This window comes from Nocardiopsis ganjiahuensis DSM 45031 (assembly GCF_000341085.1).
Lineage (GTDB): Bacteria > Actinomycetota > Actinomycetes > Streptosporangiales > Streptosporangiaceae > Nocardiopsis > Nocardiopsis ganjiahuensis.
This window is the reverse complement of sequence record NZ_ANBA01000016.1, coordinates 101224-114314: the sequence shown is the minus strand read 5'-3', so window position 1 is coordinate 114314 and position 13091 is coordinate 101224. Positions and strand designations below refer to the sequence as shown.

8 protein-coding genes are annotated in these 13091 nt (G+C 69.9%); 5 read left to right on the top strand and 3 right to left on the bottom strand.

All coding sequences use genetic code 11. The features are described from left to right. Positions 1 to 21 precede the first annotated feature (21 nt). Positions 22 to 1602, bottom strand: a complete 1581-nt coding sequence (locus D458_RS0123100) for a long-chain-fatty-acid--CoA ligase (RefSeq protein ID WP_026119605.1) — start codon at positions 1600 to 1602, stop codon at positions 22 to 24. Positions 1603 to 1877: 275 nt separating this feature from the next. On the opposite strand from D458_RS0123100, the gene leuS reads away from it, so the two are divergent. The 3 genes from leuS to D458_RS0123085 all read left to right on the top strand — a co-directional run bounded on the left by leuS (position 1878) and on the right by D458_RS0123085 (position 5834). Beyond that, the gene (gene leuS / locus D458_RS0123095) at positions 1878 to 4373 is read left to right on the top strand and encodes a leucine--tRNA ligase (protein ID WP_017589106.1); all 2496 of its coding nucleotides are present in this window, start codon (positions 1878 to 1880) and stop codon (positions 4371 to 4373) included. A gap of 127 nt (positions 4374 to 4500) precedes the next feature. Then, positions 4501 to 5097 carry a hypothetical protein gene (locus D458_RS0123090; RefSeq protein ID WP_017589105.1) on the top strand — a complete coding sequence of 199 codons (597 nt, stop codon included), beginning with the start codon at positions 4501 to 4503 and terminating at the stop codon, positions 5095 to 5097. Then, positions 5094 to 5834 (top strand): hypothetical protein, encoded by a 741-nt coding sequence (locus D458_RS0123085; protein WP_394296597.1) that lies wholly within the window; start codon positions 5094 to 5096, stop codon positions 5832 to 5834. The genes D458_RS0123090 and D458_RS0123085 overlap by 4 nt, the downstream gene beginning before the upstream one ends. A gap of 42 nt (positions 5835 to 5876) precedes the next feature. On the opposite strand, the gene D458_RS0123080 is transcribed toward D458_RS0123085, so the two are convergent. Beyond that, positions 5877 to 6992 (bottom strand): alpha/beta hydrolase family protein, encoded by a 1116-nt coding sequence (locus D458_RS0123080; RefSeq protein ID WP_017589104.1) that lies wholly within the window; start codon positions 6990 to 6992, stop codon positions 5877 to 5879. An 83-nt stretch (positions 6993 to 7075) separates the two neighbouring features. Further along, complete coding sequence (lexA, locus tag D458_RS0123075; RefSeq protein ID WP_017589103.1) at positions 7076 to 7807, bottom strand: transcriptional repressor LexA; 732 nt, start codon at positions 7805 to 7807, stop codon at positions 7076 to 7078. Between the two features lie 722 nt (positions 7808 to 8529). On the opposite strand from lexA, the gene nrdR reads away from it, so the two are divergent. Both nrdR and D458_RS0123065 read left to right on the top strand, forming a co-directional pair. Next, on the top strand, positions 8530 to 9015 hold the full coding sequence (gene nrdR / locus D458_RS0123070; RefSeq protein ID WP_017589102.1) for a transcriptional regulator NrdR: 486 nt from the start codon (positions 8530 to 8532) through the stop codon (positions 9013 to 9015). A 154-nt stretch (positions 9016 to 9169) separates the two neighbouring features. Next, positions 9170 to 13039: a vitamin B12-dependent ribonucleotide reductase gene (locus D458_RS0123065; protein ID WP_017589101.1), complete on the top strand. Its 3870-nt coding sequence runs from the start codon at positions 9170 to 9172 to the stop codon at positions 13037 to 13039. Positions 13040 to 13091 lie beyond the last annotated feature (52 nt).

Here is a 13091-nt window from a genome sequence, read left to right as displayed (position 1 = left end):
GCGCCCGGGCGCCCCGCACCCCTAGGCGTCGCGCAGCTCGCGCTTGAGGATCTTGCCGGTGGAGGTCATCGGCAGCTCGCTGCGGAACTCGATCTGGCGCGGGTACTTGTACGCCGCCAGCTTCTCCTTGGAGAAGGCGGTGATCTCCTCGGCCGTGGCCTCGGCGCCGTCCTTGAGGATCACGAACGCCTTGATCTCCTCGCCGTGGCTCTCGTGCGGGACGCCCACCACCGCGGCCAGGCTGACCGCCGGGTGGGTCATCAGGACCTCCTCGACCTCACGCGGGTACACGTTGAAGCCGCCGCGGATGATCATGTCCTTGGAGCGGTCGATGATGAAGTAGAAGCCGTCCTCGTCGCGGCGGGCGATGTCACCGGTACGGAACCAGCCGTCCTTCATGACCTCCGCGTTCACCTCGGGGCGGTTGTGGTAGCCCTTCATGATCAGGTGGCCGCGGATCGCGATCTCGCCGACGGGGTCCTCGTCGCCCTCCTTGACGACCTCGTTCCACTCGGGGTCGATCAGCTTCATCTCCACACCCCAGACCGGGCGGCCGATGGAGCCGGTCTTGGCGCCGGTGTCGGGGTTGTTGAAGGAGGCCACCGGAGAGGTCTCGGAGAGGCCGTACCCCTCCTTGATGCCCACACCGAACAGCTTGGTGAAGTCCTCGGCGAGCTGACCGGGCAGCGCGGAGCCGCCGGAGACGGAGTCGACGAGGTTGCTCGCGATGGCCTCCAGGTCGTACTTGCCGGACTCGGCGGCCTGCGCGGCGTTGAGCAGGCCCCAGTACATGGTGGGCACCCCCGCGAAACCGGTGATGCCCTCCTTCTGCATGATCTCCAGCGCCTGGTCGCCGTCGAAGCGCGGCATGAGGACCATGGTGGCGTGGCGGTACAGGGCGGCGTTGAGCATCACGGTCTGGCCGAAGATGTGGAACAGCGGCAGGACGGTCAGGGCGACGTCGCGCCCCTCGGGGTGCGGGTTGACCAGGCCGGAGGCCACCACGGCGTTCATCATCAGGTTGTTGTGGCTCAGCTCGGCGCCCTTGGGCTTACCGGTGGTGCCGCTGGTGTAGATGATGACCGCGGTGTCGTCGGCACCGGCCTGCACGGTCTCGAAGGTGCCCGGCTGGCCGGCCAGCGCCGCCCAGATGGTCTCGGCGCCCTCGATCGTGGACTCCGTGGCCCCGGCCGCCGCGGGCATGTCCACGAAGAGCTCGCAGGCGTCCACCTGGTTGAAGGCCTCGAAGGCGCGCTGCCCCAGCGGGAGTTCGGGGGAGCCGGTGAAGGCGAAGATCGCCTTGGCCCCGGAGTCCTCCAGGTGGTAGGCGATCTCGCGCGGCGTCAGCAGCACGTTCAGCGGGACGACCACGGCGCCCGCCTTGAGCGCGCCGAAGTACACGAACGGGAAGTACGGCAGGTTGGGGCTGGCCAGGGCGATCCGGTCGCCGGGCTCGACGCCCCGGGAGACCAACAGGTTCGCGACCTGGTTGGCGATCATGTCGGTGATCGCGTAGTTGAGCCGTGTGTCGCCGAAGACCAGGCACTCCTTCTCGGGCACGGCTCGGGCGCCGTCCTCAAGAAGCACAGAAAGATTGAACATGGGGGCCTCCCGCAGGCGAGTGAATCCAGGCAGGTGCAACGGACCAGGTGTGACCTGGCTCGCGTGTTCTGCGCCACTTTTACGGCAGAGTAACAAACCGGGCGGTCGGTGTGGAGAGGCGAGGGGTCCGGAAAACCACCGGTGCGATCGTCACCCTCCGTGATGGATGCCCGGTTCGGGGGCGTCCCAGGTGGTGGAAAACCGGTCCTCGGCCGGGTGGCGCAGCCGCTAACCTGAAGGCAACACACCCAGAACCGGCTAAGGACTACTCAGAGATGACAGCGGTAGACGGCGACCAGACGACGGGCGACACCTACGACGCCCACGCCCTCCAGGACAAATGGCAGGCGCGCTGGGCCGCCGAGCTCCCGTTCGAGGCCGACATGGGCGCCGAGGACACCCGGCCCCGCTCCTACGTCGTCGACATGTTCTCCTACCCCTCCGGTGACCTGCACATGGGCCACGCCGAGGCCTACGCCATCGGTGACGTGATCGGCCGCTACCGCTTCCAGCGCGGGGACAACGTCCTGCACCCGGTCGGCTGGGACTCCTTCGGCCTGCCCGCCGAGAACGCGGCGATCAAGAACAACAGCCACCCCTACAAGTGGACCTACGCCAACATCGAGACGCAGGCCGCCTCGATGCGCCGCTACGGCCTGGCTCTGGACTGGTCGCACCGCCTGCACACCAGCGACCCCGAGTACTTCAAGTGGAACCAGTGGCTGTTCACCCGCTTCTTCGAGCGCGGACTGGCCTACCGCAAGGACGGCCTGGTCAACTGGTGCCCCCAGGACCAGACCGTGCTGGCCAACGAGCAGGTCGTGCAGGGCAAGTGCGAGCGCTGCGGCGCCGACGTCGAGCGCCGCGCCCTGAACCAGTGGTACTTCAAGATCACCGACTACGCCCAGCGCCTGCTGGACGACATGGACCAGCTGGACAACGGCCGCTGGCCGGACGAGATCCTGGCCATGCAGCGCAACTGGATCGGCCGCTCCACCGGTGCCGACGTGCACTTCGAGATCGAGGGCCGCGACCGGCCGGTCACCGTCTACACGACCCGGCCCGACACCCTGTACGGCGCCACCTTCTTCGTGGTGGCAGCCGACGCCGACCTCGCCGACGAGCTGTGCGCCCCCGAGCAGCGCGAGGCCTTCGAGGCCTACCGCTCCGAGATCTCCAAGCTGTCCGACATCGAGCGCCAGACCACCGAGCGCCCCAAGACCGGCGTGTTCCTGGGCCGCTACGCGGTCAACCCGGTCAACGGCGAGCGCATGCCCGTCTGGGCCGCCGACTACGTCCTGGCCGGTTACGGACACGGCGCCATCATGGCGGTGCCCGCCCACGACCAGCGCGACCTGGACTTCGCCCTGGCCTTCGACCTGCCCGTGCGGGTCGTGGTCGAGACCGGCGAGGCCGACCCCGCCGAGACCGGTGTGGCCACCGCGGGCGAGGGCGTCCTGCGCGACTCCGGTCCGCTGGACGGCCTGACCAAGACCGACGCCATCGAGCGCATCATCGGCATCCTGGGCGAGCGCGGCACCGGCGAGGCCACGGTCAACTTCCGCCTGCGCGACTGGCTGCTGTCCCGCCAGCGCTACTGGGGCACCCCGATCCCGATCGTCCACTGCCCCTCCTGCGGCGAGGTCGCCGTCCCGGACGAGCAGCTGCCGGTCACCCTGCCCGACCTCAAGGGCGCCGAGCTGGCCCCCAAGGGCATCTCGCCGCTGGCGGCGGCCAAGGAGTGGCTGCACGTCGACTGCCCCTCCTGCGGCGGTCCGGCCGAGCGCGACACGGACACCATGGACACCTTCGTGGACTCGTCCTGGTACTTCCTGCGCTACATCTCCTCGCACCTGGACACCGCGCCCTTCGACTCCGAAGAGGTCAACAAGTGGGGCCCCGTCGACCACTACATCGGCGGTAAGGAGCACGCGACCCTGCACCTGATGTACGCGCGCTTCTTCACCAAGGTCCTGTACGACATGGGCATGGTGAACTTCACCGAACCCTTCCGCCGCCTGACCAACCAGGGCCAGGTCATCAACCAGGGCCGGGCGATGTCCAAGTCCCTGGGCAACGGTGTGGACCTGGGCAAGGAGATCGACGCCTACGGTGTGGACGCGGTCCGCCTGACCATGCTGTTCGCCTCCCCGCCCGAGGAGGACGTGGACTGGGCGGACGTGTCCGTGGTCGCCGCGCAGAAGTTCCTCAACCGCGCCTACCGCGTGATGAACGAGGCCGGGGCGGCCAGCGCACCCGGCGTCGACTTCGCCGCCGGGGACACCGAGCTGCGCCGCTTCACCCACCGCAGCATCGACCAGATCACCGCCCTGGTCGAGGACCGGCGCTTCAACGTCGCCATCGCCCGCTGCATGGAGCTGGTCTCGGCCACCCGCAAGGCGATCGACTCCGGCCCCGGCGCCGCGGACCCGGCCGTCCGCGAGGCCGCCGAGTTCGTGGCCATCGCCCTCTCCCTGTTCGCGCCCTACGTGGCCGAGGAGGGCTGGGAGAAGCTCGGCCACGTCGGCACGGTCGCCGTCGGCAACTGGCCCGAGGCCGACCCGGCGCTGCTGGTCCAGGAGTCGGTGACCTGCGTGGTGCAGGTGCAGAGCAAGGTCCGCGACAAGCTGTCCGTGGCCCCCGACATCGACCCGGCCGAGCTGGAGCGCCTGGCCCTGGCCTCGGAGAAGGCCCAGAGCTTCATCGGTGACAAGACGGTCCGCAAGGTGATCGTCCGTGCTCCCAAGCTGGTGAACATCGTCGTCGGTTGACCCTGCACGCGGGGCGGTGGTCGCGGCAGCGGCCGCCGCCCTCTAACGTGGGCGTGACAACTGACTGGGAGGCGGTGGCCGGGTGGGCTCTGCGACGGGTGCTGGACCCCGACCCTGGGTACGGGCCGTGATCGTGGTGGTCGGCACGGTGGTGCTCTCCGCCGCCGCCGTCGGAGGCGGTCTCCGGCTCGCCGGGGACGACCCCGACCAACCGCACGGCGGTGACACGCACACCGCGGCGCCCCAGTGCGGCGTGGTCCCCGAGGAGGCGATCGCCGAGGCGCTGCCCGGGGCCGTCCTGGAATCGGCCGAGAGCGGCCCCCTGGCGGGCGGGGAGAGCACGGTGTGCGTGTGGACCTCGGCCGGCCGGCCGGACGGGGAGGACCAAGCGGACACGGGCACGGGGCAGGGCGTCCTGCGCGTGGACCTGTCCGCGCGCTTCACCGACGCCTCCGCCGAACCCGTCGTCACCGGTGACGAGTTCGCGTCCCGTGCCCGGAGCGCCGTGGTTCCGCCGCGCGGTGAGGCCGTCGTCCTGGAGACCGGAGACGAGGTCGAGGTCTGGCGGGGCCAGGTCCCCGGTACGGCCGAACTCGCCTTCCACACCGACAACCTGCTGGTCCGCGTCGCCTACAGCGGGGTCGACGACGGCGACCCCGTGCCCTTCGACGAGGCGCGCGAGACCACCGTGGCCTTCGCCGAACAGCTCGGGGAGGTCCTGTGAGCACGCCCTACCCCGGCCCGGTCCCGGGTGGCCCGGACGGCCCGGGTGGCCCGAGCGGCCCGAGCGGCCCGGGCGGCCCGGGCGGTCCGAGCGGCCCCGGTGAGCACGCCGAGGATCCCGGAGCCACACCGCCGCAGAGCCGCGGACTGGCCGTCGCCCTCCTGGCGCTCCTGGTCGTGGCCGTACTGGCCCTCGCCGGCTGGCTCGTCTGGTACCTGCTGGGCAACGGCGCGGAGAGCGGCGACTTCGAGGCCGCACCCGAGTGCGGGATCGGGGAGACCGAGGTCCTCGACGAACTCGTGCCCGGCTACGAGACCGAGATCGAGGAGACCGTCGGCACCGTCCAGGACACCTTCGGGACGGGCTGGCAGTGCCGCTGGGCCACCCCCGAGGGCTCGGGGGACTCCGTGCCGGCCGCCGCCACCCTGGTCCTGGTCGCCGCCCCGGTGGAGGGCGGTGAGGACGTCGCCGCCGACACCCTGCGCTCCACCGCGGAAGGCAACGGCGCCCAGCCGGTCGAGGACCTGGGCGACGAGGCCCTGCGGTGGGTCGAGGACGGCACCTTCGAGGTGGGCTGCGTCGCCGTCCGCGTCTCCAACCTGTACGCGGAGTCCTGCTACACCGCGGCCACCGACTACGACGCCGTCCGCTCCGTGGACGGCGACCTCGCCGCCGATGAGGCCGAACGCCTCGCCCGGTCCGTCGTCGAGCAGCTTCCCGCGCCCGAAGACGACTAGCGGCCGCTCCTCAGGGCCGGGGCCTGCCCCGGGCCTGAGGGCCTACCAGAGGCCGTCGAGGAAATCCTCCACGGCCGGGGCGACCGCGGGGGCGAAGGGGCGGTCGGCGTCGAGCGCCACGGCCCCCGGCGAGTCGTCGTACTCACGCAGGATGTGGTCCACACCGGGCAGGTCCACCCGCTCCGCGCCGCTCAGGCCGGTCATGAGCAGGTCGACCTCCTCCTCGTTGACCTGGGCGTCCTCGTCGCCCCAGAGAACCAGCACCGGGGTGCTCGCGGGCAGCTCCTCGGCCAGCTCCACCGGGTCGAAGGCGTCGATCCAGGCCAGGTAGGCCTCGTTCTGCTCGTCGAACAGGCCGGTAGTGTCGTCCGGGGGCAGCTCCGTGCCCGCGCGGATCGCAGCCCGCCCCGCCCGGACGTCGGAGAGCATCTCCGCGGCGCCGACCTCCCCGACGGCGCCCTGGGCCTCCGCGCTGCGGATCTGTTCGGTCACCTGCCGGTCGATGAGGTCGAGCATGCGGGTGCCGGGCGGGGCGGCCAGCACGAGCGCGGGTTCGGCGTCGAGGACCTCGTGGGCGCGCAGGGCGAACAGTGCGCCCTCGCTGTGGCCCAGGACGACGGTGCGCTCGGGGTCCACCTCGGGTTGCGCGACGAGCTCCGCGTAGGCGGCCGCCATCTGCTCGTCGTAGACCCTCGGGTCCACGGAGCGCTCCATGGCCTCCAGCTCGGCGTCGTCCATCTCCGCGGGGTCGCCGCTGCCGAACTTGTCGTAGCGCAGTGAGGCCGCGCCCGCACCGCTCAGGACCCGGGCGAGGTTCAGGTTGGTGTCGGCCTCGGGGCGCCCCGGGCCGTTGCCGTCCCGGTCGGTGGGGCCGCTGCCGGAGATGATGAGAACCCCGGGGACCGTGCCGTCGTCGGTCCGGGCCGGGGCGGTGAAGGTACCGGACACCGCGAACCCGCCGCCCTCGAAGGAGACCTCGCGCTCGTCCCCGGCCCGGCCGGGCAGACCGGGACCGTCCTCGCCGTCGGTCGGCGAACAGGCGGTGACCAGCAGCGCGCCGGCGGCCAGGGCCGCGACCAGTGCGGTCCGAGCGCGGCCGGTCGCGGGGGCGGTAGTGGTGCTGGGGGCGGCGGAGGAGGCAGGTGTCGACACGCCCACAGCGTATCGGCCCGCCCGCCGCCCCCGCCCCGGACGTGCGCGGTCCCGCTCCGTGTGCGCGCACACGGAGCGGGACCGCGGTTTCAGACCCGGCGCATGACCGTGACGACCTTGCCGAGAATGGTCGCCTCGTCACCGTTGATGGGCTCGTAGGCGTCGTTGCGCGGCATCAGCCAGACGTGCCCGTCCGGTTCGCGACGCAGCACCTTGACGGTCGCCTCGTCGCCCAGCATCGCGGCGACGATGTCGCCGTTCTCCGCGTCCTGCTGCTGGCGGATCACCACGAGGTCGCCGTCCGTGATCGCGGCGTCGACCATCGAGTCGCCCACGACGGTGAGCATGAACAGGCGGCCCTCGCCGACCAGCTGCCGGGGCAGCGCCAGGACGTCCTCGACCGCCTCCTCGGCCAGGATCGGACCGCCGGCGGCGATCCGGCCGACCAGCGGCACCGAGGCGGCCCGGGTGGAGTCGGCGGTGAGCTCTTCCGGGGTGATGCTCTGCGTCGTGTCCCGGCCCGGCGTGCGCAGCTCGACCGCCCGCGGCCGGTTCTGGTCGCGGTACAGGTAGCCCTTGCGCTGGAGCGACTTGAGCTGGTGCGCCACGCTGGACGGACTGGACAGGCCGACCGTGTCACCGATCTCCCGGATGGACGGCGGGTAACCCCGTTCCCGGACATAACGCTGGATGCAGTTGAGGACACTCTGCTGGCGCGCGGTGAGTTTGGGGGCGTCGGGAACGGTTGTCCCCGTGTCACCTACGGGCGAAAGAACAGTGGTGGGTCCGGAGCCGACGGCTCCGGGGTTCTCCTCCGGCACGGCCGGGCCTCCTCGGCGTTCGGTTCGGTCAGGGCCTGCTTGTGTGGCCAGCCACCGGGTCCGACCGCGCCGACCTGGTGGTCCACGGGACGGCGAAACCGGCGTGAAATCAAGGTCAACATTAGTCGTTGCGCACGGTGATATCAAACAAGCGTTCGAGAACGGGTGCTCGGGGTCGCGCGCGGATTTTGTTTTGTGTTTTCGAGCCCTGTTTTCCGGCGGCCTCCACATATGTGTGTACACGTGTTCACCCGTCGTTGTCCCCCGAATGCGGGAAGAGGTTCAAGGAGGGTTTCGGGGGTTCCCGGGGCCCGGCGGGTATGGGGTTCGTCTCGCCCCGGCCGCCCCACGCGTCGTCGGTGCCGGGTTGCCCGGAGAGGAGTCGCAGGAGAGGGATGTCCGGAGGGAGGATTCGGCCAGCGGCGGGGTGTGGCGCCCGGGGAGTCGCGTGCTCCGGCGCCCTTATCCTTGGAGCCGGTGCCCAGCACCGCACATCCCCACTTCCCCTCCTCGGGTCCCCCCTTCGCCGACCGGTCGCGGTCCTCGGACCCCGTTATGGGGACACGCTGGCGAGAGGGTTGCGGACATCCGTCCGGGCGCCTAGGTTCAACCACAACATCTGGTGTCAATCAGGGGTATGCGATCCAGAAGTTGTGGTTTAGTAGACCCCAGGGAAGGCCCCGAGGGGCGTTGGTCGGGCAAGGGAAGCCAGGTGAACCGGGATGCACTGTCCGTTCTGCCGCCATCCGGACACCCGGGTGATCGACAGCAGGTCCACCGACGACGGCGCGGCGATCCGGCGCCGCCGGTCCTGCCCCGTCTGCGAGCGCCGCTTCACCACGCAGGAGACCGTCCTGCTGATGGTGGCCAAGCGGTCGGGGGTCACCGAGCCCTTCAGCCGGACCAAGATCATCGCCGGGGTGCGCCGCGCCTGCCAGGGCCGCCCCGTCTCCGAGGACGCCCTCGCCAAACTCGGCCAACAGGTCGAGGAGGAGATCCGCGGCAGGGGTGTGGCCGAGGTGCCCGCCCACGAGATCGGCCTGGCCATCCTGGGGCCGATGCGAGACCTGGACGAGGTCGCCTACCTGCACTTCGCCAGCGTCTACCGCGGTTTCGAGAGCCTGGCCGACTTCGAGGCGGAGATCGCCAGCCTGCGCGAGGACCGCGAGAACGAGGCCCCGGTCGACACCACTGCTTCCGCGGGGTAGCTCCACGGCGCCCGCGCGGTGCCGGAACAGCTGCCCCCAGGCGGGCGGAGGCACGGCAGAGGACGCCGCTGCGTCCTCCTGCCACCCTGAACACCCATGAACGCCCGCGCGGTCACCGCCGGTCCGCGCATGAACGTACTTTCGGGGAGTTGCCATGACGGAGACCGCGAGCAGTCCAGCGGGGCGCAAGAACAAGGGGTCGCGCAAGGGGCTCAGGATCAACCGGGTCTTCACGACCGAGGGCACGCACCCCTACGACACCCTCGAGTGGGAACTCCGCGACGTCGTCATGACGAACTGGCGCGACGGCACCGTCAACTTCGAGCAGCGCGGGGTCGAGTTCCCCTCCTCCTGGTCGGTGAACGCCACCCAGATCGTGGCCAGCAAGTACTTCCGCGGAGCCGTCGGCACCCCCGAGCGCGAGTGGAGCCTCAAACAGCTCATCGACCGCGTCGTCGGCGTCTACACCGCGACCGGGCGCGCCCACGGCTACTTCGCCTCCGACGAGGACGCCGAGGTCTTCGACCACGAGCTGAAGTACGCCCTGGCGCACCAGATGTTCAGCTTCAACTCCCCGGTCTGGTTCAACGTGGGGACCACCGCGAAACAGCAGGTCAGCGCGTGTCAACCGTACGGCGCGATGGTCAGCACTCCGGCGGGGCTCGTGCCGATCGGTGAACTGGTGGAGAACGACGCGGTCGGAACCAAGGTCTACGACGTCAACGGGCTGACCCGCATCGTCGCGACCAAGGAGAACGGGGTCAAGGAGGTACTCCGTCTGCACACCAAGGCTGGGCACACCCTCGATGTGACCGCGGACCACTTGGTGTGGAAGAGCAGCGGAACCAGTCTCACGTCCGGGCGTTTCGTGCCGGCTGGGTCACTCGGACCCGGTGACAGCCTTCAGTGGCACCGGAGGGACTCCTTCGGAGAGGCCGAGATCCGTTCGAGCGACATAGCCGAAGCGGCGCTGGCGGGTTGGCTTCAGTCCGACGGCTTCGTCGGCCAGTACCAAGGAACCAACAAGTCCCTCACCATCGAAGCGATGACCGTGACCCCGGCCGAGCTGACCTGGGTCACCAGTGCTCTGGACCGGGTGTTCCCTGACATCCATCGCAGGGAAACCAAGGTCCGGACCCAGGACACGAGCCTGGACTGCCGACGCACCCGGCTCTACGGCAACGGTATGAAGGATTTCGTGGCGCGCTGGGGGCTTCGGGCACGCGGAACCGACATGGCGGTACCTCCATTCCTGTTCAGCGCCCCTCTGCCGGTGGTCCGGGCCTACCTACGCAGCATCTTCCAAGCTGAGGGCTACGTCTCCGACCGGGAGCGTTCCACCCTCGTCGGCATGGACATGATCTCCGCGGATCTGGTCCGCGGGGTCCAGAAGCTGCTGATGCGGTTCGGGATCTTCTCCCGTGTGCGGACCAAGTCGGATCCCAGGTCCAACCGGCACGATCTGTGCGCCCTCGGCATCCAATCGCTGGGGGACCGGGCGCTCTTCCATGCCGAGATCGGCTTCGTCGACCCTGTCAAGGCCCACAAACTGGAACGCAGCCTGGACCGCCCGGGCCGGGTTGCCAAAGACCTCAAGCGGTTGGAGATCGCCAGGATCGAGGACCTCGGTCCCATGAAGGTCTACGACATCCAGACCGAGAGCGGTGAATACCTCTCCGGCAACCTCCGAGTCCACAACTGTTTCATCCTCTCCGTCGACGACAACATGGAGTCGATCCTCGACTGGTACAAGGAGGAGGGGCTCATCTTCAAGGGCGGGTCCGGCGCGGGTGTGAACCTGTCGCGCATCCGCTCCAGCAAGGAGCTGCTCTCCTCCGGCGGCGCCGCCTCCGGTCCCGTCTCCTTCATGCGCGGCGCCGACGCCTCCGCCGGCACCATCAAGTCGGGCGGCGCCACCCGCCGCGCGGCCAAGATGGTCGTGCTGGACGTGGACCACCCCGACATCGAGGAGTTCGTCGAGACCAAGGCGCGCGAGGAGCACAAGATCCGCGCCCTGCGCGACGCGGGCTTCGACGTCGACCTCGGCGGCGACGACATGTTCAGCGTCCAGTACCAGAACGCCAACAACTCCGTCCGCGTCTCCGACGCCTTCATGCGCGCGGTGGACACCGGCTCCGAGTTCGGGCTGACCTCCCGCACCACCGGCGAGGTCATCGCCACCGTCGACGCCAAGGACCTCTTCCACCGCATGGCCAAGGCCGCCTGGGAGTGCGCCGACCCGGGCATCCAGTACGACGGCACCATCCAGGACTGGCACACCAACCCCGAAACCGGGCGTATCAGCGCAAGCAACCCATGTAGTGAATATCTGTCATTGGACGACTCGTCCTGCAACCTGGCCTCGGTCAACCTGCTGAAGTTCCTGCGCGAGGACGACACGTTCGACATCGAGCGGTTCACCGGCCTCACCGAGCTGGTCATCACGGCGATGGACATCTCCATCACCTTCGCGGACTTCCCCACCGAGAAGATCGGTGAGACGACCCGCGCCTACCGTCAGCTGGGCATCGGCTACGCGAACCTGGGCGCCCTGCTCATGGCCACCGGCCACGCCTACGACTCCGACGGCGGCCGTGCCGTGGCCGCCGCGATCACGTCCCTGATGACCGGTGCCGCCTACCGCCGCAGCGCCGAACTGGCCGGGGTCGTCGGCCCCTACGAGGGCTACAAGCGCAACGAGAAGGCCCACAAGAGGGTGATGCGCAAGCACGCCGCCGCCAACGACGACCTGCGTACCGTCGGCGCCCTGGAGCAGCCCGTCCACGCGGCCGCCACACAGGAGTGGGCCGAGTGCCTCAAGCTCGGCGAACGCCACGGCTGGCGCAACGCCCAGGCCAGCCTCCTCGCGCCCACCGGGACGATCAGTTTCATGCTCGACTGCGACACGACCGGGATCGAGCCGGACTTCTCGCTGGTCAAGTACAAGAAGCTGGTCGGCGGCGGGTCCATGCAGATCGTCAACCAGGCCATCCCGCGGGCGCTGCGGAACCTGGGGTACCAGGACGAGCAGGTCGAGGCGATCGTCGGGTACGTCGCGGAGAACGGCCACGTGGTGGACGCGCCCGCGCTCCGGCCCGAGCACTACGAGGTGTTCGACTGCGCCATGGGGCGCCGCTACATCCAGCCCATGGGCCACGTGCGCATGATGGCCGCCACCCAGCCGTTCCTGTCGGGGGCGATCTCCAAGACGGTGAACGTGCCCGAGGAGGCCACGGTCGCCGACCTCGAGCACATCTACTACGAGGGCTGGCGTCTGGGGCTCAAGGCCCTGGCGGTCTACCGGGACAACTGCAAGGTGGGCCAGCCGCTGTCCACGGCCAGGACCGAGGACAAGGAGGCGCCCAAGGTCGTCGAGGTCCACCGGCCGGTCCGCAAGCGGCTGCCCAAGAAGCGGCCGAGCGAGACCACCTCGTTCTCCGTGGGCGGCGCCGAGGGGTACATCACCGCGGGCTCCTACCCCGACGACGGCCTCGGCGAGGTCTTCATGAAGCTCGGCAAGCAGGGCTCGACCCTGGCCGGGGTCATGGACGCCTTCTCCATCGCGATCTCCATCGCCCTCCAGTACGGGGTCCCGCTGGAGACCTACGTGGAGAAGTTCACCAACATGCGCTTCGACCCGGCGGGCATGACCGACGACCCGGACATCCGCATGGCGCAGTCGGTGGTGGACTACATCTTCCGCCGCCTGGCCCTGGACCACCTGCCCTACGAGGAGCGGGCCGCCCTGGGCGTGCTGTCCGCCTCCGAACGCGAGGCCCAGGTCAGCGGCGAGGACCCGGCCCAGGCCGCGGTGCAGGTGGAGTCGTACGCGCAGTCGGCGGCCTCCACGGAGGCCCCGGCCGCCCCGAGGGAGGAGCACGCCGAACCCCGCGCGGCCGAGGTGCCCCGCACCGAGGGGTTCGTCGCCGACGCCCCGCTGTGCATCACCTGCGGGACCAAGATGCGGCCCTCGGGCAGCTGCTACGCCTGTGAGGGCTGCGGCGCCACCAGCGGCTGCAGCTGACCGAAAGCGATCGGCCCGAGGGGGACGGCGAGGCCGGCCGTCCCCCTTTGCC